Raw genomic sequence first — 20,736 nt, 5'->3', positions numbered from 1 at the left:
GGCGTTCTCCTCCGACGAGGAGAACGCGCCAGGCGCGGCTTGGCTCAATTGGCGGCGTGGTGACGCCTGACGTCCTTGAAGTTGGCGTCGGGCGCGGCGTCATGACCCTCGCGGCCGATGGCGGCGTCGAGATCGGCGGCGGCGCGCCAGCGCTGGAAGAGGGCCGCGTCGGTCATCCCCGTCGTGCAGTAGTAGCGCTCGAAGATCGCCATGTTCAGGTCGGCGACGTGGGCGTGCACGTGGGTGCGGTCGTTGATGTAGGGGTGGTTGAACAGCCTGGTGACGATCTCGTAGCTCGGGAAATAGTGCAGGCGCGGATCGTCGGCGGTGCGCATCAGCTCGCCGAGCGCCGTCTTCAGTATGGCCTTCGATTCCGCGTCGGCCACGATGGCGGGGATCGGTCGGAAGGTCGCCGTCAGCGGGATCGGCGACAGGGTGAAGACGATGCGCGCGCCCGGCCGCCGCGCCCGAATCAGGGCGTGGATGGCGCGCAGGTTCTCCAGGTTCTCGGTGAAGCCGGCCACGCCGAACTTGTGGCGCGAGGCGTCGTAGGCGTCGGCCGGCACCGCCCGCCAGAAGACTTCGCCGGTCGGTTCGTCGTACCAGACCTCGGAAAGGCCGAGCGTGATGATGAAGGTGTGCGCCGCGTCGAACAGTTCGCGCGTCGCCTCGCGCACGTCATCGTCATAGCCCAGCGCGGTCCTGTCATAGCCGTGCCACAGGGCCTGGGTCGGCTCGCGCCCCAGCCAGGCCCATTCGAACTGCTGGCGGATGGCGTGGGTGTTGACGATGCCGTCGCCCATGCGGGTGATGTAGGCGACGTTCTTCTGCCGGGTGGAGACGTTGAAGCCCCGCTCGAACAGATAGTTCGACAGGTGGTAGGCGAAGCAGGAGCCGAAGGCGGCGACGCTGTCGTCCTTGCCGAGGAAGGGCTCCGGCGGCGCGAGGCCGCGCATCACATAATCCGCGATGAAGCCCTCGAGCTTCAGCGAGACGTCGCGTGGGTGGAAGTTGGTGTGCTCCCCGCGAAAGAAGCTCGCCGAGTGCTGGCGGGTCTTGCCGTCCTGCTCGTAGGCCATCTTGCCGCGCGGCAGGAAACTCAGGAACTTGCCGAGTGGCGCCTTCACGATCAGTGGGCCTCGTCCCAGTTGCCGGCCGCGCGCGCCTCGACGGACAGCGGCACGCTGAGCGCCACCGCCGGCTCGGCCGCCCGCTCCATCACCCGGCTGACCAGCTTGCGGAAGGCCTCGGCCTCCTCGGCCGGGCATTCGAACACCAGTTCGTCGTGCACCTGCAGCAGCATGCGACCGGTCAGGTTCGCCTCGGCCAGGGCCGCCGGCATGCGGATCATGGCGCGACGGATGATGTCCGCCGCCGCCCCCTGGATCGGCGCGTTGATCGCCGCCCGGTCGCCGAACGCCCGCTCGGCCGGGCTTTTGCCCTGCACCGCCGGAATGTGGATCTTGCGGCCGAAGATGGTGGTCACATAGCCGTTCTCGCGCGCGAACGACTTGGTGCGGTCCATGTAGTCGCGGATGCCCGGGAAGCGCTCGAAGTAGGTCTTGATGTAGGCCCCGGCCTCGGACTGCTCGATGCCCAACTGGTTGGCCAGGCCGAAGGCGCTGATGCCGTAGACGATGCCGAAGTTGATCGCCTTGGCCCGACGGCGGGTCTCGGCCGGCATGCCCTCGACCGGCACGCCGAACATCTCCGACGCCGTCGAGGCGTGAATGTCGACGCCCTCCGAGAAGGCGCGCTTCAGCTGCGGGATGTCGCCGATATGGGCCAGCAGACGCAGTTCGATCTGGCTGTAGTCGGCGCTGACCAGCACATGGCCGGGCTTGGCGATGAAGGCCTGGCGGATCTGGCGGCCGGTCTCGGTGCGGATCGGGATGTTCTGCAGGTTGGGATCGGACGAGGCGAGGCGCCCCGTGGTCGCCGCCGCCATCTGGTAGGAGGTGTGGACGCGGTTGGTGTCGGGATCCATCGCCGCGATCAGGGCGTCGGTGTAGGTGCCCTTCAGCTTCGACAGCTGGCGCCAGTCGAGCATGGTGCGCGGCAGCTCGTGGGTGAGGGCCAGCTCCTCCAGCATCGAGGCGTCGGTGCCCCACTGGCCGGTGGCGGTCTTCTTGCCGCCGGGCAGGCCCATCTCGCCGAACAGGATGTCGCCGATCTGACGCGGCGAGCCCAGGTTGAACGGGCGCCCGGCCAGCTGGTGGGCCTTGGCTTCAAGGTCGACCATCTGGATGCCGAACTCGGTGGAGAGGCGGCGCAGACGCTCGGGATCGACCCGCACGCCCTCGATCTCCATGTCGGCCAGCACGGCCGGCAGATGACGCTCCAGGGTTTCGTAGACCGTCAGCAGGCCCTCGGCGGCGAGGCGGGGCTTGAGGATATGCCACAGCCGCAGGGTGACGTCGGCGTCCTCGGCGGCGTAGCAGGTCGCGGCGGGCAGTTCGACGTGCCTGAAGCTGATCTGCTTCTTGCCCGCGCCGGTCACGCTCTTGAAGGCGATCGGCTCGTGGCCGAGGTGCAGCCTGGCCAGCTCGTCCATGCCGTGGCCGTGAAGCCCGCCCTCCAGCACGTAGGAGATCAGCATGGTGTCGTCGACCGGCGCCACGCGGACGCCGCGCTGGGCCATCACCGCGATGTCGTACTTGATGTTCTGGCCGACCTTCAGCACCGCCGGATTCTCCAGCAGGGTCTTCAGCCGCTCCAGCGCCGTGGCCTTGTCGATCTGTTCGATGGGCGGCTTGGCGGGCGGCGCGTCGTCGCCGCCGAAGTCGAAGCCGCCGTCGCCGGCCCCGGCCACGGGTTCGTGCTCATGGGTCAGCGGCACATAGCAGGCCTGGTTCGGCCCCACGGCCAGCGACACCCCGCACAGGCCCGCGTGGGTGGCCGAAAGGGCGTCGGTCTCGGTGTCGAAGCCGACGACGCCCGCCTCGGTCGCCCGGACGATCCAGCGGTCCAGTTCCTCCAGCGTCTGCACGCAGGCGTAGGCGCTGGTGTCGAAGGCCTGGGCCTCGGCCGCCAACCCGCCGCTGGCGTAGCGCGGGGTCATGGCCGGGGCGCTGGGAATGGCGGCGCGAGCCTTGCGGGCCGGAGCCCCTTCGACCGGCGGCGCGCCCTTGCCGTCGCCCACCCGGCGGGCCAGCGTGCGGAACTCCATCTCGTCGAGGAAGGCGCGCAGGGTGTCCGGGTCCGGATCCTTCACCGCGAAGTCGTCGATCGGCTCCGGGGCCGGAGCGTCGCAGGTCAGCTTCACCAGCTCGCGCGACAGCAGGATCTGGTCCTTGAAGTCGATCAGTGTCTGGCGCCGCTTCTCCTGCTTGATCTCGCCGGCGCGGGCGAGAAGCGTGTCGAGGTCGCCGTATTCCAGGATCAGGGCGCTGGCCGTCTTCACCCCGATGCCGGGGGCGCCGGGCACGTTGTCGACCGAGTCGCCGATCAGGGCCTGGACGTCGACCACCTTGTCGGGGCCGACGCCGAACTTCTCGACCACCGCCTCGTGCTCGAGCCGCTTGTCCTTCATCGGGTCGTACATCACGACGCCGTCGCCGATCAGCTGCATCAGGTCCTTGTCGGACGAGACGATCACCGCCTCGCCGCCGAGGTCGCGGGTCTTGCAGGCGTAGGTGGCGATCAGGTCGTCGGCCTCGTAGCCGGGCAGTTCCACGCAGTGCACGCCGAAGGCGGCGGTGGCCTGGCGCACCAGGGCGAACTGCGGGATCAGGTCTTCCGGCGGCGGCGGGCGGTGGGCCTTGTACTGATCGTAGAGCTCGTTGCGGAACGTCTTCTCGGAGTGGTCGAAGATCGCCGCCAGGTGGGTCGGCCCGCCTTCGCCCTTCATGTCCTGCAGCAGCTTCCACAGCATGTTGCAGTAGCCCTGCACCGCGCCCACCGGCAGGCCGTCGCTCTTGCGGGTCAGCGCCGGCAGGGCGTGATAGGCGCGGAAGATGTAGGCGCTGGCGTCGATCAGCCACAGCCGGATCGCCGGCCCGTCCTGGGTCAGGGGGCGGTCCTCGGCGGGGGTTTCCGGGGCGGCTTCGGGCGCGAGCGTGTCGGTCATGGCGGCAAGATAGGGGCGCGCGCCGCCGCCGTCAGCCCGGGATCGGCGCCTCGACGATCTCGTCGATGGGTTCGACCGGGACTTCCACCGTCCGCCCGCGAAATTCCGGCTTGGCCGTGAACCCGGCGATGGCGCACATCGCCCAGGCGCGCATCGGCGCCCCGCCGACCACGCGGTCGTAGGTGCAGTCCTCCAGCTTGCCGCGCGGCCCCACCCTGCACATCGCCACCGCCCGCCCCTTCGGCGGCTCCGCCCCGCCCGGCGAGCAGGCTCGAAGCTCTTCGGACGTCGGGGTGGCGATCCAGGGCGAGGCCTCGGGGCGTCGGCTCTGCCCCGAGGCGGGCGAGACGGCCGCCGCAGCGCTTAGGCCGAGGAGGGCGATGAGCAGTAAATAACCGTCGCGTGTCGCGTGTCGCGTCATCGACGCCCCGCCGCCACATCCGGGACCTTCCAGCCGAAGGACGGCGTGAAGCGTCGGTCTCTCATGGGGTCGTTCGGATTGACCAGCCTCAGGCGGATCGGAACGGTGAGACGGCGCCCTGCGTAGGTTCGGCCGTCCTGGCTCCAGGTATTGATCCGCATCTGCTGCGCCACCTGGATGGCGGCGTCGCCGAATCCAAGGTCCGCCGGCTGTTCGCGTGCGACACGGCAATCGGTCATCTGACCCTGTTTGCTGACCAGACAGTCGACCGTTCCAAGCCCGCTTCGGACCGCCTCCTCGCGGGCGGCGACCGGGAAGAATGCGTCCGCCCCGGCAGCGGAGACCTCGGTCAGCCACTGCGGGTCGGGCAGCTTGCCAAGCGAGGCCTCGGGCTTGCGGAAGGCGATGGGGATGTCGGCGATCACCGCCGGCAAGAGCGCCGCGTCGTCTTCGGTGTGCAGCACCACGAAGTCGTCGGCCAGGGCCAGGGCTGCGGCGCCGAAGCCGCGTTCGGCCGGGGTCTGCGAAAGCACCTCGCAGTCGGTGGTGCGACCCTCGATGTCGAAGGCGCAGCGCACCACCGCCTTGCCGGCGGCCCCCCTGGCCGTGGCGCCCGGATAGGCGGCCTCGACCTGCTCCAGGCTCGGCGCCTGCACCCAGATCGGATAGGCCATCAGGTTCATCGCCCCGCCGACCCGGGCGGCGTTGAAGGTCACCGGCACGCGGATGCGGGCGCCGGCGGTCGCCTCGCCGGCGTCGGTCATGGCGGCCACGCGGTACTGGTCCGCCAGCCGCAGGGCGGCGGCCCCGAAGCCGTAGTCGAGGGGCGCTTCGCTGGCGACCTTGCAATCGGTCAGGCCGCCGCCGGCGGTCGCCCGGCAGTCGAGCATGGCCCCGCCGGCGACCGGTTCCTTCACCACCCGTTCCGGCCGTTTGGCCGAGATCTCCTCGCCCGTGGGTTTGCGGGTGAAGACGACCTTGCCGACAAGCTCGCGCGACGCCGCCCCATCCGGCGCGGGCTGGGCCAGGGCGGCCGTCGCGAGCAGGGTCGCGGCTGCGATAGCAAAGAGTCCCCGCACGGTGCGCCCCGCGTCTATTGCTCCGATAACAAGGTGCAATCATACGGCGAAGTTGTCGACGGGCTTCGATGCCCGGTGGTCGGGGCGTTCGCCCCGGTGTAGCCACGGTGGTAGGTGAACTTCCACCTGATGCGCCGCCTCGCTCTCGCCCTTGCCCTGCTCCTCGCCGCGCCCGGCGCCGCGTCGGCGCAGATGTCGTCGTTTTCGGCCTGGCGGGGCGCCCCGACGGCGGAGGATCTGCGCCGCGTCTATCCGCCCCGCGCCCTGGCGGCGCATCTCGGCGGCACGGCGGTCCTCGACTGCGAGATCGGCCTCGACGGCTATCTGAAGGCCTGCCTCGTGGTCTCCGAGACCCCGCGCGGCTACGGCTTCGGCCAGGCCGCCCTGGCGGTCGCCGGCAAGTACCGCATGGAGCCCAAGATGCTCGGCGGCCGACCGACGGCGGGCGGCCGCACCCGCCTGCCGGTGGTGTTCTCCACGCCCGACCAGGCGACGGCGATCTAGCTCCTCAGTGCCCGCCCGGGCCTTCGTACACGCCCGGGGCCAGCCGTTCATTCTCGTGCGCCTCGTGACTGGCGGCGACGAAGCGGCGGTCGCAGTAGGGGCATTCGACGAAGTCGGCGCCGCCCATCTCCAGCCACACGCGCGGGTGGCCCAGCGCGCCGCCGACGCCGTCGCAGGCGATGCGGTGCGATTTCACGACGATGATCTCGCCCGGCGGCACGGCGTCCGCCACGGGCTCGCGCTGGGTCGCGCGGGTGTCGGGGATCGGCTTGGCCTTACGCGCCATCGACGGGATTTCCTCATGCATCGCGGGGCCGCCTTGGCGAACGGCCCGCGCGCGCATACCTAGGGCGCAGCGACGCTTCGCGTCAAATCCTCCCGCACCTTCTGCAAGGCCGTTTCGCGCATGGAGCTTCCTGAGTTCGCCATCGAGGCCGAGGGGCTGGTCAAGGAATACCCGCCCGGCAAGGGCACGCCCGCCAAGCTGGCCCTCAACGGCATCGACCTGAGGGTGCCGCGCGGCTCGATCTTCGGCCTGCTGGGCCCCAATGGCGCGGGCAAGTCGACCTTCATCAACATCCTGGCCGGCCTGACCCGCAAGACGCGGGGCACGGTGCGCCTCTGGGGCCGCGACATCGACCTGCGCCCGCGCGACGCCCGCGCCGCCATCGGGGTGGTGCCGCAGGAGCTGGCCGCCGACGTCTTCTTCACCCCGCGCGAGTCGCTGGAGGTGCAGGCCGGGCTTTACGGCGTGCCGAAGGACCAGCGGCGCACCGACGCCCTGCTGGCCGCCCTCGGCCTGTCCGACAAGGCCAACGCCTATGTCCGCGCCCTCTCCGGCGGCATGAAGCGGCGCCTGATGGTCGCCAAGGCCATGGTGCACCAGCCCCCGGTGCTGATTCTCGACGAGCCGACCGCCGGAGTCGACGTCGAGCTGCGTCGCCAGCTCTGGCAGTACGTCACTGGGCTCAACGACCAGGGCGTGACCATCGTCCTGACCACCCACTACCTCGAAGAGGCGCAGGAGCTCTGCGACCAGATCGCCATCATCAATCGCGGCGAGGTGGTGGCCTGCGAGCCGACCGGCCAGCTGCTCACCCGCCTCGACACCCGCAATGTGGTGGTCACTCCGGCCGAGCCGGTGACGGCCGCGCCGACGCTGGCCGGGTTCGAGACCCGGCTACGCGCCTCGGGCGCCTTCGCGGTCACCTACCGCACCGGCCAATCCAGCGTGGAGCAGGTGCTCGCCGCCGTGCGCGGCCAGGGCCTGCACATCAAGGACATCGCCACCGAGGATCCCGACCTGGAGGACGTGTTTCTCGCCCTGACCTACGGCTCGGCCGAGGCCAAGGATCCGCTGAGGGACTGAGCAAACTTCGCCTAGCCGTGCGGCGTCTGGATGCCCACCGTCGGGCCGATGCCGTCCGGATGCTCGCCGAAGGGCAGGAAGGGCGCGCTGCGGCGCTCAAGCACTCCGCGCTGGCGCTCAAGGTCGACGAGGCGGCGCTGCAGGTCGCCCGAGATGGTCAGGTTCGTCTCTTCCGGCGCGGCCACGGCCTCGTTCACCTGTCGAAGCAGCCGGCCGAACAGGCGATCCTCTTCGGAGCCCTCCAGCGGAGGCGCGTCGAGAAAGGCCAGGACGGTTTCGAGAGCGGCTTCGTCTTCGAGCGGATTGTGCATCGCAAACTCCTGCGTTCTTCAGCAAAACGCGGGGCGTGCGCTACGGTTCAGCCTGCGGTCTCGCGCGCGATGAACGCCTCGAAGCGATCCTTCCACGCCGGGTCCCAGCGCGAGAGGGCGGGGCGGTTTTCGATCAGGTCCCCGGCGCTCCAGCGGATGCGCGCCTTGTCCAGCTCGGGGGTTACTTGGTTGTCCGGGCAGAGGATGTAGAAGTCGCCGGCGCTCACGCCCTCGATCATCGCCTCGACCACCTGGGCCGCCGACCAGGCCCCCGCTGGCTTCTCGCCGGAGCCGGTCATGGCCGTGTGGGTCCAGCCGGGGATCAGCAGGTGAGCGGTCACCTCGCCGCCCGCCTCGCGCAGGCCGTGGGCCAGCTGCTCGGTCAGGGTCTTCACCGCCGCCTTCGAGACACCGTAGGCGGGGACCCCGGGCGGATTGGTGATGCCCTGCTTGGAGCCGGTGTTGACGATGGCGGCCGGCGCGTCCTGGGCCAGCAGGGCCGGGGCGAAGGCGTGCACCCCATGGATCACGCCCCAGAGGTTGATCTCCAGGATGCGACGCCAGGCGTCGAGGCCCGTCCAGTTGTCGCTGCCCTGCCCACCGATGGCCGCGTTGTTCATCACCAGGGCGACTTCGCCGAAGGCGTCGTAGGCGAGATCCCTCAAGCTTTCCATGTCTTCGTAGCGGCTGACGTCGCCCGCCATCCAGCGCGCCCCGCCGCCGACCTGCTGCGCGACGGCGGCCAGCGCCGCCTCGTCGCGGTCGAACAGCACCAGCTTCATCCCCAGTTCGGCGAGGCGTTCCGCGGCGGCGCGGCCGATGCCGCTGGCGGCGCCGGTGACGACGGCGACCTTCCCGGGCGCGAAGATCGAGTTAGGGGCGGCGGCCATGCGGCGTCTCCTGCATTGCGGGGCGGTCGCAGTCTAAAGGATGGGAGGCCGGTCCGTGACCGGCGCCGCGCTCAGCGCCGCGATGGGCGGCGCTCAGCAAATCGCCGCCTGGATGAGGCGCTTCAGAATTCGAAGCCGGGTTCGCGCGGCTTGGGGGCCGAGCCCTTGCTGAACGTCCAGACCAGGCCCAGCCAGACGGCGCGGCTGTCGATCTCGAACTCGGTGCGCGTCCGCAGAGCCGGCGTGTCGATCCGCGAGCCGAAACGCGAGGTGTTGAACACGTCCTGCACATTGACGAAGCCCGCCAGATTGTCCCCGAACTTGTGGCGATAGCCCAGGGACGCCAGGCCGGTGACCAGACTCTCGCCCTGCACGGTGAGGCGCGGCGCGGTCACCTGGGTGTTGATCTGCAGGGTGTCCTTCGGCGTCGGTTGCCAGGTGAGCGCCACGCGGCCCCCGAGGGCGCCGCCCGAACGATGCTGATCGGCGCCGGGCGCGCCGGTGAGGTCTGCGAGGCGCGCGTCGATCTGGGTCCATACCCAGGTGCTCGAGAGGCTGTAGGTCAGGCTTTTCGTCAGCTTGCCGTTGGCCGACAACTCCAGCCCCGTCGCCAGGGTGTCGGCGAAATTGGCTCTGCGATTGTAGAGGCGGCCGTCCGGCAGGCGCTCCGTGTAGGTGGCCACCGCATTGCGGCTGTCGCGATGAAACAGGGTCGCCAGGTAATAGGTCTGGTCGCGCCTGTACTGCCAGCCGGCCTCGAAGCTGTCGGTGAACTGCGGTTTCAGGTCGGCGCTGCCCGAAAACAGATCGACGCCACCCGTCACCACGAAGGAGTTGAAATCGAGCGGCTGCGGCCGCTCCACGCGCTTGGAATAGCTGAACGACAGGCGCTGGCGCTCGGTCAGGGCATAGGTCAGGTGGAGCGACGGATAGAGCTTCGCATAGCTCTGGCTCAGCGCCTCGCGGGTGGGGCCGTAGTCGAGGTCGACGTCCTCCCAGCGCAGGCCGCCCAGCACGGTCCAGTCCCCGAACGGCCGCTGGTAGGACGCATAGGCGGCGTGGATGGTCTGGTTGAAGACGAAGCGGTTGCTGAACGCCGGGTCGGGATGCAGCGCGTCGCCGGACGCGCCGGTGCGGCCGAGGACCAGGTAGCGATTGTCGTCGACGCGCAGGGCGTAGCCGGCCTTGAATTCGGCTCCCGTCGAGGGGATCGGACGCACCAGATCGGCCTTCAGCTGAGTGAGCACGGCTCGAGAGTCGGAAACGTCGTCGAGCGCGAAACCGGCCTGTCGCTGGCTGCGGTATTCGGTATGGTCGGTCTGGTCGCGCGAGACGTCGAGGGTAAAGGTTCGCCCCTCGGCGCCGAGGTTGCGCCGCAGCGTCGCCTGCTGGGCGTTGGTGACGATCTCGCCGCCGAACGGCTGCAGCACGTCGAAGTTGTCGATCGCCGCCCCGTCCGGTGCACGAGTGTCGACATGCTGGAAGGTGCGCCGGTCGTAGTCGACGCCATTGTAGCGGGCTTCGCCGCTCAGCGTGGTGCGTGGGTCGATCTGGTAGCTGGCGGCGGCCCGCGCGGCGCCGGAGTTCACTTGGCCGACGTTGTTCTGAAACACCTCGCGTCTACTCATCAGGGCGTCGGCGTCGTCGAAGCGTTCGATCTGTGACCCGCCGTTGGCGCCCGCCGGGTCTCGCCGCCGGGCCGAGGCGTCGAGGCTGAGGGTCAGCTTGCCTTCGTTACGGCTGGCATTGAAGCCGACGATGCCGCGCCCGCTCGGCCCGACATAGGCGCGCGCGCCGCCCGAGCTGCCGATCTTGCGGCTGGTCTTGCTGATCAGGTTGATGACACCGGCCCCGCCCTCGGGCGAAAGATCGGCGCCGGGGTTGGTGATCACCTCCACGCGTTCGATGGAATCCGCCGGCATCGACTGCAGGGCCAGCGCTGCGTTGGGGCCGCTGAGCAGGCCGGACGGCTTGCCGTCGATCAGGATGCGGACATTGACGCTGCCGCGCAGCGAGACGACCCCGTCCGGGCTGACCTCCACCGAGGGCACGTTGCGCAGGGCGTCGCCGACCGATCCCGTGGCGGCGGTCAGGTCGTTGGCGATGCTGTAGCTGCGCCGGTCGATGGCGCTGCGAAATCCCGCCTGGGCCTCGCTGGTGACGGTCACGCCCTCGACGGCGTCGCTCGGCGGAGGCGGCTTCGACGGCTCCTCCTTGGGCGTTTGAGCCTTCGCCTCGGCGGCAAGGCCGAAGAGCGCGGCGGCGAGGGCCAGACGCAGACCGGACTGCACGTATCCTCCCCCGGGAACCTCGCGCTGCGAAGCTTGACCGACGTTATCCCATTTCCGGTGTGACGGAAGTTGGGCGCTCGTTCACCCTTATGCGGTGAACGACCTCAAGGATCCGACCACGCTTGGCGCTTCACCAAGCCATGCGGCCGCCGAGCACGACGTCGACGGCGTGCTCGGCATAGGCCTTGGCCTCGGCGTCGCTGATGGGACGAACGAGGCCGGTCGCCTGGCGCCAGCCGATCATCATCGCCATCAACATCTCCGCCACCCGCTCGGCGTCGCGGGGCGGCGTCGGCGCGCCCTCGGCGGCGTAGAGGATCGCATCGCGAAGGCTCCGGACGCCCGCCATGTAGCCGCCGTCGTAGACATCCCGCATCAGCTGTCCGCCGACCTCGGTCCCCTGGGTCAGGATGCGGGTGAAGGCCTGGATCTCGTCGGACGCCAGGGAGCGCTGCAGGCTCCAGGCCAGGAGGGCCAGCCGGGCGCGCGGGTCGTCGGGCAGGGGGCCCTCGCGAGCCCTCGCCTCTTCCGACCATACCGCTAGGCGATCGGCGACCACGGCCCGCAGCAAAGCCTCCTTGGTCTGATAACGGGCGTAAAGCGCGCCCTTGGAAACGCCGGCGGCGGCGGCCACCGCCTCCATCAGCGTGGCGCTGAAGCCGACGGTGAAGAACAGATCCTTGGCCGCCGCCAGGATGGCCAGGTTGATGGCCTCGGCCCGCGCGGCGGTCGGGCGTCCGGCGCGGCCGGCGGGTCGGGCGGGGGCGGAACGGGTCGGCACAAGGTCCTCGACGCGACAACGCTCCGACCATGGCGAACCGAGCCGTAACCGGCAATGTTCGTTATAATCGAACGCGACCGTTCGATTATTCTTGACCGATGTTCGGCGACGAAGGCAGGGTCGCGTCGACGCATTCCTGGGAGGAAACATCATGCGCGCCGCCGCCATCGTCATCGCCCTGAGCCTGCTCGCCCCGCCGCTCGCGGCGCACGCCCAGACGCCGGGCGCGCCCGCCGCCGCCGACCCGGCCACCTTGCCGGGCGCCGCCGCCGCGGCGAAGTTCAGGACCGGCCAGACGACCATCGGCGACATTCTCGACAATGCGGCCGCCAAGGCGGTGCTGCAAAAGCATCTGCCGGCGCTGGTCTCCAATCCGGACCTCGACCAAGGCCGCTTCATGAGCTTGAAAGAGGTGCAGCAATACGCGTCGGACATGATCACCGACGCCGTGCTCGCGGCCATCGACGCCGACTTCGCCAAGCTGGCCGCCGGCTGAGCCGCCGCCTATCGCCGCGCCCGACGGAACTGCATCGGCGTCATGCCGGTCTCGGCCTTGAAGGCGCGGTTGAACGGGCCGATCGAGGCGAAACCGCAGTCATAGGCGATGGTCAGGATCGGTAGGCGGTCGAGCGCGGCATCGCCGAGCCGCCGCTTCGCCTCCTCCACCCGAAAGTGGTTGGCCAGGTGGTTGAAGTTGCGGAACCCGAGCGCGCCGGTGATGGCCTGGCTGACGCGATGTTCGGGCTCGCCCAGGCGCCGGGCGACATCGGCGATCCGCAGGTCGGGCCGGCCGAAAACCGCCTCGTCGGCCAGCAGGTCCAGAAGGCGCCGGCCCAGGTCGCCGGCCTCGATGGGCAAGGCGCGGCGAACCGATTTGACCGGTTCGACCAGAGGATGGCGGGCGCGGTAGACCAAGGCCAGGGCCATGCCGGCGAGCGCGAGACCGGCGCAGGTCGCCTTGATCGCCGAGCCATGCTCTTGCGCGAAGGCGCCCGCGGGCGCGCCGTTCACCCAGACCACGGCCACCACGAGGATGGCGGCGTAGCCGACGGCGAAGGCGATGCGAAACCGGCGCTCGGCGTCGGGCAGGTCGCGTCGCAGACCTCGCAGGGGTTCGATGGCGGCCAGCAGCAACAGGGTGGAACTGAGCAGGCCGGCCAGATTGTCGACCATGCGCGGCGGGGCCGTCATGCCGTCGCCCGACAGTCGCAGCACGGCGCCCGCGATCACCAGCGCCAGAACCAGCAGGAGCGGCCATGGCGAACGTGGCGCCGACGGCGGCCTGAAGAGCGCGCGCACCAGCAGCCACGACCATCCGCAGGTGGCGTCGCCCGCCACCGCCAGCACATCGGCGGTCAGGCCGAGGCGGGCGCCGAGCAGCCGCTCCACGCAGAAGGCCGCCACGGCGACGGCGAACAGCAGGCCGTAGAGCGGCAGGCCCGGCGCGGCGATGGACGCGCGCATCGCGGAGGACTCCTTCGAAAACCCTCGCCGATTTCCAAATCGGCGAGACGGCGGCTCACCACGCCACAATGCCTTGGTCGTCCCTCGCGAGCCAAGGAGCAAAGACGTGACGACATCGATCCCTGCAACGGACGGCGGCCTGTCCCCGTCCGGTCGGCTTAGCCTCCGACGCTCGGGCCTCGCCTGGTTCCTGGCCGCCGTCCTGGGACAGGCCGCGTTCGTCTGGATGATCCTGGCCCACTATGGCCGGCGGACCCTGGTCGGCGACTTCGCCGGCTGGAACGACAAGCCGATCATCAAGGGTTACGTACCGGGCGACGGCCTGGGCAACGCCGTGTTCGCCGCTCATGTTCTGCTGGCGACGGTGGTCACCGTCGGCGGCCTGCTGCAGCTGATCCCGAGCCTGCGCCGACGCCTGCCCGCGCTGCATCGCTGGAACGGTCGGTTGTTCTTCGTCGTCGCCTGCCTCATGGCGTTCGGCGGCCTGTGGCTGACCTGGATGCGCCACACCTACCTGTCGCTGATCTCCGCCGTCGCCGTGTCGTTGAACGGCGTCCTGATCGTGGTCTTCGCGACGCTTGCCTGGCGCCTCGCCCTGCGGCGGGACTTCGCGGCGCACCGCCGTTGGGCCCTGCGCGCCTTCCTCGTGGTCAACGGCGTCTGGTTCCTGCGTATCGGCATGATGGCCTGGATGCTGGGCGCGGGTGGTCGCGCGGGGATGAACAACACCCTCTCCGGCCCCGTGGACATCGTGCTGCAGTTCGGCGCCTACCTCGTGCCGCTCGCCGTGCTGGAGCTGTGGTTCCGGGCGCAAGGCAGCGCGCGGCCCGCGATGCGGTGGGCGATTTTCGGCGTAATGTTGCTGTCAACGACGGTGACCGCGCTGGGAACCGTGGGCGCCATTGTCTTCATGTGGGGGCCGTACATGTTCTGAGCCTCGCGGCTTGATCCGGCGCAAGGCGCTTTCGCCCCATTGCGCCAGCCTCGCCGGTCACCGACATGAGGCGACGATGACCCTGACCGCCGACCCCGCCGACCCCCTGCGCCTCGATGAGGCGATGATCGCCGCCGTCGTCGACCGCTTCTACGCACGCTGCCGCGCCGACGATGTGGTCGGGCCGGTGTTCAACGCCGCCATCGACGACTGGGACGAGCACCTCGGCAAGATCGCCGCCTTCTGGTCGTCGGTGATGCTGCGCACCGGGCGCTATCACGGCCGCCCCATGCCGGCGCACCTCAAGCACAGGGACGTCATCACCCCGGCCATGTTCGACCGTTGGCTGGATCTGTGGCGCCAGACGACCTCGGAGCTGCTGCCGCCCGCCGCGGCCGGCGCCATGCAGGCCCGCGCCGGGATGATCGCCGAGAGCTTCAAGCTGGCGATGTTCTACCGCATCCCCGACGGCGCCTGAGGGGCGGGCAAAGAAAATCCCCGCCCGCGCGAGGCGGACGGGGATTTCCAGGTCTGGGTCGAAGCGTCGCCGACGAGCGGCGACGCGCCTGAACCTTATTGGCCCGGGGTATAGGGGAAGGGCTTCATCGTCTTGCTGATGGTCCACTTCGTGATCCCGCCGGGGGTCACGTGGCTGGTGTACATGATGCCGTCCTTGTCGGCGGTCACGCCTTCGGGGGACAGCGTGCTGCCGCCCGACCACGGGGCCATGTTGCCGAGGGGATCGGGCGCGTACCACTTCGGCTTGCCTTCAGCCAGGCTGCCGATGCGAACGCCCTTGACGAACTTCATGTTGTTGCCCGTGCCCGACTGGCTGTCGGAGACGTACATGTTGTCCTTGTCGTCGATGAAGATGCCCGAGGGCTTGCCCCAGTTGGTATAGCTCTTCACGTAGACGCCGTCGGTCGTATAGACATCGACGCTGTCGTTGGCGCGGTTGCCCAGGTAGAGTTGGCCCTTGCTGTCGAAGGCCAGGGCGTGGCTGCAGTCCATTTGCGCCTTGTCGGTCGACTTGCAGGCCTTCCATTCCTTGATGAACTTGCCGTTCTTGTCGAACTTCACCACCCGGTCGTTCGACGGCTGGCTGTCATGGCCGTCGGCGACGTAGATGTTGCCGTCCTTGTCGGTGATCACGTCCGACGGCTGGCTGAAGTGCTTCTCGTCATTGCCGTATTCGCCGGGCGTACCCAGTTGCAGCAGGATCTTGCCGTCCGGGCTGAACTTGGTGACCGTCGCGCCCAGCTTCTTGGTCGGGGCGACGCCGTCTTGGCTCGGGATCGGGCGACCGCGGCGGGCGGCCGGGTCCATGTTCGACTGCAGGTCGGTGACCCAGACATTGTTGTCGCTGTCGACATGGAGGCCGTGCGGATAGGCGATCTGGTCCTTGCCGAACATCTTCAGGATCTTGCCGTCCGGCGCGAAGTGGATGATCGGGTCGACGTGGTTGCCCACGCACATGTCGCGGCCGCCGCAACGCTCGAAGATCCACAGGGACTTGCCGTCCTTCTTGTCGATCTCGATGCCGCTGATGCCGCCGATGTAGCGGCCGGCCGGCATTTCATACCAGCCGTTGTTCGAGGCGAAGGGATTTTGCAGCGCCTTGTCCTCAGGCGTGCGGTCGGACTTGTTGTAGTCGTAAGCCGGGCGAGCGCCGGGGCCGCCGGGGGCGCCGCCCGCCGGGGGTTGCGCGAAGCTCGCCGTGGCGATGCCGAAGGCCGCGACGGCGGCGGTGGTCAGCAGACACGCGATTCCGCGTTCGATCTTAAGCACTGGGTGCCTCCCTCTTTTGTCCGGCCAACATGGCGTTGGAACCGGTATTGTCCAGCCCAATTTGGCGGACCGTCGCTCACACACTGAGCGACAAGGCCCCTTGTGCGGGCTAGATGGGTCCCCGCAGGAGTCCCGCATGAAGTCCGTCCCGCCGATCGCCGCCGTCCTCACCGCCGCCGCCCTGGCCGCCGTCGCCGGTTCGGCCGCCGCCCAGAGCCGCAATCCCGGCGGGCCGATGAACCAGAACCTCGGAGACATGGACTACGGCGTCTGTCGGGGAACCGATCCCGGCTGCTATCACGACTGGCCGCGGGCCAAGACCAGCCAGTATCGCATCCTGCTTTACACGCGCACCGGCGCCAGCCGTCACGCCAACCTCGGGCCGGTGCTCGCGCCGGGCATGAACCCGCCGCTGACCGACGCCAACGTGGTGCAGAAGGGCATGCTGAAGCTCGCCGCCGACAACGGTTGGGCCATCGACTACACCGAGGACGTCACCCAGCTGACCAGCTTCAGCGGCTACAACGCGGTGGTCTTCTTCTCGACCTCGCGCGACATCCTCGACGACACGGCCAAGACCGCGTTGCGCCAGTACATCCGCGCCGGCGGCGGCTTCGTCGGCATCCACAACGCCTTCGGCACGCTGTACAACTGGCCCTATTACGAAGGCCTGCTCGGCGGGGCCAACTTCTACGACCACGACCCGCAGCGCGACGGCGAGGTGGTCATCGTCGACGCCAAGGACGCCTCGACCAAGGGGTTGCCCACGCGCTGGAAGCTGAAGGACGAGTGGTACAACCTCGTGCCGTTCCCCACGAAGGTGCGGTTCCTGGCGACGGTCGATGAAAGGACTTTCGGCGCGGTGGAGCGTCCGGCCGCCGGGCCTCGCGAAGGAACGCCCACCCCTGGCGCAACCGTGCCGCCGCCGTCGCGCCTGCCGTCGGTGGTCGGCCGCAGCCCGGGCCACGGCGACTTCCATCCCGTGGCCTGGTGCCAGTACTACGACGGCGGCAAGGCCTGGCTGACGACGCTCGGCCATGACGCCAGGCTGTTCACCACCGACGGCTCCTTCGCCGGCGCGGCCGAGTTTCAGAAGATGATCACCGGCGGCGTCAAGTCGGTGATGGGCGTAGAACCCTTCTGCCAGTAGGCCGCTTCAGGGCTTGAGCGAGCCGATATAGGCCGCCACGGCGATCATCTCGTCGTTCTTCATGCCCTGGGTCACCTGGGCCATGGGCGCCGCCGTCGGCCCGCTCCGCGCGCCGTCGCGGAAATCGGCCAGCTCACGCACGATGTAGGATGGCGAACGCCCGGCCAGCGGCGGCGCGTCGCCGACGCCGCGCAGCTGCGGGCCGTGGCAGGTGACGCAGGCCAGGGACTTCTCCGGTCCCCAATTGTGCGCCAGCTTCTTTCCCTGGCCGAGGCTGCCGACCGGCACATAGGCGGTGTAGGTGGCGCGCGGATCTCGCACCTCGAAGCGGGCGGTGTCGTCCGGCGTCTCGATGATCCGGCGGCCGAGCGGTTCGGTCCCGCCCTCGGCGTCGCGGATATAGGTGTTGCCGGTGATGTGGGTCTTGGGCGCGGTCTTGCTCTCGACGACCTTGTAGTAGCCCCGGTGCGGCTGGCGGGCGAAGTATTCGGCGGCGGCCTCGAGGTCCGCGTCGCTCACGCCCTTGGCCACCCGGATCATGTCCCGCGTCGGGCCGCGCCCCGCCACGCTGCTGCCTCGCGCTCCATCGCGGAACTGGCGGACCTGCTCGATGATGTAGGCCTTCGACAGGCCCGAGACGCCGGCGTTCTCGACCCGGCCGTCGCCGGTCGCCAGGTGGCAGTAACCACAGGCGCCGACCTCGGGCTTACGGCCGCGAAGCACGCTCTCCGGAGCGGGGATATGGTCCTCGGGCCGCCAGTCCGGCACCCAGTAAAGGCCGTCGAACTGGCTGCGGGTGAAGGTCTTTTCGATCCCCGGCACCCGCAGCACCTCGGCGGGGTCTGGCCTCACGCGCGGCGTCGTCGACGGCGGCGTGACCGGATAGGCCCAGGTTGGCGTGTCGTCGGCCTGGGCCATGGCGACTCCGCACAGGGCCAGCGCCAGGACGCCGGGCAACAGGCGGCGCGTCACGGCGACGTGCTTGCGATCCATCGTATCCTCCCACGGCGTCTGATGCGCCTTGGGAGGAAGCTTGTCAGGTTTTCGCGCGGCGAAGAAGTCGTCTCGCCGCGAAATGCTAGTGGGCCCGCGCCAGGGGCAGGTAGCTGTCGAGCGCGACGGCGCGGGCGCGAAGCTCCGCCGCCAAGGTCTCCAGCGCCTCGCGTTCGTCCTGACGATCGCAGCCGTCGATCTGGCGCTCGGCGTGTTCGGCCTGCGCGATGAGGTCTTGAGCGTTGTCCATGAGGGCCTCCCGTTCAATTCCTACTAACGGTGTGGGAAATAACTCGGTTCCGCAAGCTGTGGCGCAATGTCCACGGACCTGCTGATATCTCCGCAGAGCCAAGTCCCGAGGTCAACGGGCGGCGAGGTGTCCTGGGGAGGGGCCTGATGCAGCGCAATCTTATTCTGTGGTCCGCCACCTCGGGCCTGGCTGGCTTCCTGTTCGGCTTCGACACGGTGGTGATCTCCGGCGCCGAGCAGACGATCCAGAGCCTATGGGGCCTCAGCCCGGCCGAGCACGGCATGGCGGTCAGCGCGGCGCTCTACGGCACCGTCGTCGGCGCCATGTGCGGCGGCGTTCCGGCCGACGCGATCGGCCGCAAGCGGACCCTGCAACTGATCGGCCTGCTCTATGTGGTCGGCGCCCTGTGGTCGGCCCTGGCGCAGGATGTCGTCTCGTTCAGCATCGCCCGCGCCCTCGGCGGCTTCGGCATCGGCGTCTCGACCGTGGCCGCCCCGCTCTACATTTCGGAGATCGCCCCGGCGGCGTCCCGCGGCCGGCTGACCGGGCTCTTCCAGTTCAACATCGTGCTCGGCATCCTGATCGCCTTCCTCTCGAACTCCCTGCTCTCGGGCTTCGGCGAGCAGGCCTGGCGGCTGATGCTGGGCGTGATGGCGGCGCCGGCGATCCTCTACGCGATCCTCTGCCTGTTCATCCCCGAAAGCCCGCGCTGGCTGCTGGTGCGCAGGAACAGCAAGGCCGAGGCGGCCGACGTCCTGGCCAGGATCGATCCCGAGGCCTCGCCCGACGTCATCGAAGCGCGGGCGGACGAGATCCTGGCCGCCAGCCAGGCGGTCAACCACACGGGCGAGTTCTGGACCCCAGGGGTGAAGAAGGCCACGGCCCTGGCCTTCCTGATCGCCGTGTTCAATCAGGTGAGCGGCATCAACGCCATTCTCTACTTCGCGCCGCGCATCTTCGAGATGACCGGCCTCGGCGCCCACGCCGCCCTGCTGCAATCGGTGGGCATCGGCGTGACCAACCTCGTCTTCACCTTCGTCGGCCTGTGGATGATCGACCGGGTGGGGCGGCGCACCCTGCTGTTCATCGGTTGCCTCGGCTACATCGTCTCGCTCGGCGGGGCGACCTGGGCCTTCGCCAGCGGGAACTACGCCATTGTTCCGACCTGCATCTTCGCCTTCATCGCGGCCCACGCGGTGGGGCAGGGGGCGGTGATCTGGGTCTATATCTCGGAAATCTTCCCGACCCGTCAGCGCGCCTTTGGCCAGGCCCTCGGTAGTTCGACACACTGGGTGCTGGCGGCGATCCTCACCACCCTGTTCCCGATCCTGGTCGCCCGGTTCGCCCCGGCCCAGGTGTTCGGCTTCTTCGCGGTGATGATGGCCATCCAGCTCGTGTGGGTGGTGACCCAGGTGGTCGAAACCCGCGGCTGCTCGCTGGAAGAGGTGCAGGCTCGGCTGGCGGGGCGAGCCGCCAAGGCGGCCTAACGGGGCCGCTTAAGCCCGCATTACATCGCAGTTCAGCTGGTAGCCCATGCCGCGTTGAGTGCCGATGAGCCGTCCGCCGCCGTGGGTTTTCAGCTTGCGCCGCAGCCGGCTGACCTGGGCGTCGATCGCCCGCGTGCCGTTGGCCGAATCCGGTTGCCCTGACCACGGCAGTTCCTCCCGCAGCATGATGCGGCGGGGGTTCAGCAGCAGGGTGACCAGCAAGGTCGATTCCGCCGTGGTCAGCGGGATCCTGGGGCCGCTGGGCGCCTTCAGGTGGCGGTGCACGGGGTCGTAGCTGAAGCCTGCGAAGGCGAACGGCGCGGATTGGTCGCCGCCCGCCGAGCCCCCCTTGCGGCGCAGGATCGCGCGCACGCGCGCCAGCAGCTCGCGATGGGTGAACGGCTTGGGGAGGTAGTCGTCGGCCCCGAGCTCCAGGCCTCGCACGCGGTCGGGCTCCTCCGCCATGGCGCTGACGATGATCACCGCGGGTCCCACCTGGCTGCACAGGCGGCGGCAGATGGAGAGGCCGTGTTCGCCGGGCAGGGTCAGGTCGAGCACGATCAGGTCGATGGCCTCGCGCTCGAGGCAGCTGTCCATCGATGCGCCGTCCCGGGCGCCGAACACGGCGAAACCCGCGGCGGCCAGATGCTCCAGGATGTCCGCCCGCAGCTTCAGGTCGTTGTCCACGACCAGTATTTGCCGCTTGCGCTCGGTCATCGTCACCTGAACCCCTCTGAAGATCGGCGTTACGGTAACGTGTCGCTGTAGAATATGTCGAGTTTTGGTGCCTTAAATACAGTACATATCAGGCGCGTGGATAGTCAGTGTCGGGATTGTATCAAAGTGTTTCCGTGACTGTGTCGTTACAAATGCCTGTTTTTGGTCGACTGTTGCATTGTTGAAACTAGACTCCCTCGTGGTCATCGTGCAGATGCTGCGCCTAAGAGGTCTCCCA

At 69.1% G+C, this 20,736-nt stretch carries 21 protein-coding genes; 7 read left to right on the top strand and 14 right to left on the bottom strand.

Annotation, left to right across the window (positions count from 1 at the left end):
• Positions 1-44 precede the first annotated feature (44 nt).
• The 4 genes from ACFLIT_RS08695 to ACFLIT_RS08680 are packed head-to-tail and all read right to left on the bottom strand — an operon-like array spanning position 45 to position 5,569.
• Positions 45-1,127, bottom strand: coding sequence for a GSCFA domain-containing protein (locus ACFLIT_RS08695; RefSeq protein ID WP_479910827.1), 1,083 nt, complete (start codon positions 1,125-1,127; stop codon positions 45-47).
• Positions 1,128-1,129: 2 nt separating this feature from the next.
• The gene (polA, locus tag ACFLIT_RS08690; RefSeq protein ID WP_479910826.1) at positions 1,130-4,069 is read right to left on the bottom strand and encodes a DNA polymerase I; all 2,940 of its coding nucleotides are present in this window, start codon (positions 4,067-4,069) and stop codon (positions 1,130-1,132) included.
• 31 nt (positions 4,070-4,100) lie between these two features.
• Positions 4,101-4,490, bottom strand: a complete 390-nt coding sequence (locus tag ACFLIT_RS08685) for a hypothetical protein (protein WP_479910825.1) — start codon at positions 4,488-4,490, stop codon at positions 4,101-4,103.
• Complete coding sequence (locus ACFLIT_RS08680) at positions 4,487-5,569, bottom strand: energy transducer TonB (protein WP_479910824.1); 1,083 nt, start codon at positions 5,567-5,569, stop codon at positions 4,487-4,489. The genes ACFLIT_RS08685 and ACFLIT_RS08680 overlap by 4 nt, the downstream gene beginning before the upstream one ends.
• Positions 5,570-5,698: 129 nt before the next feature.
• On the opposite strand from ACFLIT_RS08680, the gene ACFLIT_RS08675 reads away from it, so the two are divergent.
• A complete protein-coding gene (locus tag ACFLIT_RS08675; RefSeq protein WP_479910823.1) occupies positions 5,699-6,073 on the top strand; it encodes a TonB family protein in 375 nt (124 codons plus the stop codon).
• A gap of 4 nt (positions 6,074-6,077) precedes the next feature.
• On the opposite strand, the gene ACFLIT_RS08670 is transcribed toward ACFLIT_RS08675, so the two are convergent.
• Positions 6,078-6,359, bottom strand: coding sequence for a zinc-finger domain-containing protein (locus tag ACFLIT_RS08670; protein WP_479910822.1), 282 nt, complete (start codon positions 6,357-6,359; stop codon positions 6,078-6,080).
• A gap of 120 nt (positions 6,360-6,479) precedes the next feature.
• Here ACFLIT_RS08670 and ACFLIT_RS08665 point away from each other — a divergent pair, with 120 nt between their 5' ends.
• On the top strand, positions 6,480-7,442 hold the full coding sequence (locus ACFLIT_RS08665; protein WP_479910821.1) for an ABC transporter ATP-binding protein: 963 nt from the start codon (positions 6,480-6,482) through the stop codon (positions 7,440-7,442).
• 11 nt (positions 7,443-7,453) lie between these two features.
• Here the strand turns inward: ACFLIT_RS08665 and ACFLIT_RS08660 are convergent, their stop codons facing one another.
• The 4 genes from ACFLIT_RS08660 to ACFLIT_RS08645 all read right to left on the bottom strand — a co-directional run bounded on the left by ACFLIT_RS08660 (position 7,454) and on the right by ACFLIT_RS08645 (position 11,715).
• A complete protein-coding gene (locus tag ACFLIT_RS08660; RefSeq protein ID WP_479910820.1) occupies positions 7,454-7,753 on the bottom strand; it encodes a hypothetical protein in 300 nt (99 codons plus the stop codon).
• Between the two features lie 47 nt (positions 7,754-7,800).
• Entirely contained in the window at positions 7,801-8,643 is an 843-nt protein-coding gene (locus ACFLIT_RS08655) for an SDR family NAD(P)-dependent oxidoreductase (protein WP_479910819.1), read from the bottom strand.
• 122 nt (positions 8,644-8,765) lie between these two features.
• Positions 8,766-10,934 carry a TonB-dependent receptor domain-containing protein gene (locus tag ACFLIT_RS08650; RefSeq protein WP_479910818.1) on the bottom strand — a complete coding sequence of 723 codons (2,169 nt, stop codon included), beginning with the start codon at positions 10,932-10,934 and terminating at the stop codon, positions 8,766-8,768.
• 130 nt (positions 10,935-11,064) lie between these two features.
• Positions 11,065-11,715 carry a TetR/AcrR family transcriptional regulator gene (locus ACFLIT_RS08645; protein ID WP_479910817.1) on the bottom strand — a complete coding sequence of 217 codons (651 nt, stop codon included), beginning with the start codon at positions 11,713-11,715 and terminating at the stop codon, positions 11,065-11,067.
• Between the two features lie 151 nt (positions 11,716-11,866).
• Between ACFLIT_RS08645 and ACFLIT_RS08640 the strand changes: the two genes are divergently transcribed.
• On the top strand, positions 11,867-12,211 hold the full coding sequence (locus ACFLIT_RS08640) for a hypothetical protein (RefSeq protein WP_479910816.1): 345 nt from the start codon (positions 11,867-11,869) through the stop codon (positions 12,209-12,211).
• A gap of 8 nt (positions 12,212-12,219) precedes the next feature.
• On the opposite strand, the gene ACFLIT_RS08635 is transcribed toward ACFLIT_RS08640, so the two are convergent.
• Positions 12,220-13,179: a helix-turn-helix domain-containing protein gene (locus ACFLIT_RS08635; protein ID WP_479910815.1), complete on the bottom strand. Its 960-nt coding sequence runs from the start codon at positions 13,177-13,179 to the stop codon at positions 12,220-12,222.
• A gap of 106 nt (positions 13,180-13,285) precedes the next feature.
• On the opposite strand from ACFLIT_RS08635, the gene ACFLIT_RS08630 reads away from it, so the two are divergent.
• Together ACFLIT_RS08630 and ACFLIT_RS08625 are read left to right on the top strand one after the other, a co-directional pair.
• Entirely contained in the window at positions 13,286-14,113 is an 828-nt protein-coding gene (locus ACFLIT_RS08630) for a DUF2306 domain-containing protein (RefSeq protein ID WP_479910814.1), read from the top strand.
• Between the two features lie 76 nt (positions 14,114-14,189).
• Entirely contained in the window at positions 14,190-14,591 is a 402-nt protein-coding gene (locus ACFLIT_RS08625) for a group III truncated hemoglobin (protein ID WP_479910813.1), read from the top strand.
• 95 nt (positions 14,592-14,686) lie between these two features.
• Here the strand turns inward: ACFLIT_RS08625 and ACFLIT_RS08620 are convergent, their stop codons facing one another.
• Positions 14,687-15,901: an NHL repeat-containing protein gene (locus ACFLIT_RS08620; protein WP_479910812.1), complete on the bottom strand. Its 1,215-nt coding sequence runs from the start codon at positions 15,899-15,901 to the stop codon at positions 14,687-14,689.
• A 136-nt stretch (positions 15,902-16,037) separates the two neighbouring features.
• Here ACFLIT_RS08620 and ACFLIT_RS08615 point away from each other — a divergent pair, with 136 nt between their 5' ends.
• Complete coding sequence (locus tag ACFLIT_RS08615) at positions 16,038-17,051, top strand: ThuA domain-containing protein (protein WP_479910811.1); 1,014 nt, start codon at positions 16,038-16,040, stop codon at positions 17,049-17,051.
• Positions 17,052-17,057: 6 nt separating this feature from the next.
• Here ACFLIT_RS08615 and ACFLIT_RS08610 read toward each other — a convergent pair whose 3' ends face one another.
• A complete protein-coding gene (locus ACFLIT_RS08610) occupies positions 17,058-18,044 on the bottom strand; it encodes a c-type cytochrome (RefSeq protein ID WP_479910810.1) in 987 nt (328 codons plus the stop codon).
• 85 nt (positions 18,045-18,129) lie between these two features.
• Entirely contained in the window at positions 18,130-18,294 is a 165-nt protein-coding gene (locus ACFLIT_RS08605) for a hypothetical protein (protein WP_479910809.1), read from the bottom strand.
• Positions 18,295-18,440: 146 nt separating this feature from the next.
• On the opposite strand from ACFLIT_RS08605, the gene ACFLIT_RS08600 reads away from it, so the two are divergent.
• Positions 18,441-19,781 carry a sugar porter family MFS transporter gene (locus ACFLIT_RS08600; protein WP_479910808.1) on the top strand — a complete coding sequence of 447 codons (1,341 nt, stop codon included), beginning with the start codon at positions 18,441-18,443 and terminating at the stop codon, positions 19,779-19,781.
• Between the two features lie 9 nt (positions 19,782-19,790).
• Here the strand turns inward: ACFLIT_RS08600 and ACFLIT_RS08595 are convergent, their stop codons facing one another.
• Positions 19,791-20,498 (bottom strand): response regulator, encoded by a 708-nt coding sequence (locus ACFLIT_RS08595; RefSeq protein ID WP_479911155.1) that lies wholly within the window; start codon positions 20,496-20,498, stop codon positions 19,791-19,793.
• Positions 20,499-20,736: the final 238 nt, after the last annotated feature.

This window comes from Caulobacter sp. HJHS_5 (genome assembly GCF_056683955.1).
The sequence above is the reverse complement of the archived record's forward strand: the minus strand, read 5'-3'. Positions and strand labels throughout refer to the sequence as shown.

Coding starts and splice junctions, on each gene's coding strand:
- ACFLIT_RS08675 (WP_479910823.1), top strand. CDS start 5,699: ATGCGCCGCCTCGCTCTCGCCCTTGCCCTGCTCCTCGCCGCGCCCGGC.
- ACFLIT_RS08610 (WP_479910810.1), bottom strand. CDS start 18,044: ATGGATCGCAAGCACGTCGCCGTGACGCGCCGCCTGTTGCCCGGCGTC.
- ACFLIT_RS08655 (WP_479910819.1), bottom strand. CDS start 8,643: ATGGCCGCCGCCCCTAACTCGATCTTCGCGCCCGGGAAGGTCGCCGTC.
- ACFLIT_RS08595 (WP_479911155.1), bottom strand. CDS start 20,498: ATGACCGAGCGCAAGCGGCAAATACTGGTCGTGGACAACGACCTGAAG.
- polA (WP_479910826.1), bottom strand. CDS start 4,069: ATGACCGACACGCTCGCGCCCGAAGCCGCCCCGGAAACCCCCGCCGAG.
- ACFLIT_RS08660 (WP_479910820.1), bottom strand. CDS start 7,753: ATGCACAATCCGCTCGAAGACGAAGCCGCTCTCGAAACCGTCCTGGCC.
- ACFLIT_RS08640 (WP_479910816.1), top strand. CDS start 11,867: ATGCGCGCCGCCGCCATCGTCATCGCCCTGAGCCTGCTCGCCCCGCCG.
- ACFLIT_RS08615 (WP_479910811.1), top strand. CDS start 16,038: ATGAAGTCCGTCCCGCCGATCGCCGCCGTCCTCACCGCCGCCGCCCTG.
- ACFLIT_RS08600 (WP_479910808.1), top strand. CDS start 18,441: ATGCAGCGCAATCTTATTCTGTGGTCCGCCACCTCGGGCCTGGCTGGC.
- ACFLIT_RS08625 (WP_479910813.1), top strand. CDS start 14,190: ATGACCCTGACCGCCGACCCCGCCGACCCCCTGCGCCTCGATGAGGCG.
- ACFLIT_RS08635 (WP_479910815.1), bottom strand. CDS start 13,179: ATGCGCGCGTCCATCGCCGCGCCGGGCCTGCCGCTCTACGGCCTGCTG.
- ACFLIT_RS08685 (WP_479910825.1), bottom strand. CDS start 4,490: ATGACGCGACACGCGACACGCGACGGTTATTTACTGCTCATCGCCCTC.
- ACFLIT_RS08665 (WP_479910821.1), top strand. CDS start 6,480: ATGGAGCTTCCTGAGTTCGCCATCGAGGCCGAGGGGCTGGTCAAGGAA.
- ACFLIT_RS08670 (WP_479910822.1), bottom strand. CDS start 6,359: ATGGCGCGTAAGGCCAAGCCGATCCCCGACACCCGCGCGACCCAGCGC.
- ACFLIT_RS08605 (WP_479910809.1), bottom strand. CDS start 18,294: ATGGACAACGCTCAAGACCTCATCGCGCAGGCCGAACACGCCGAGCGC.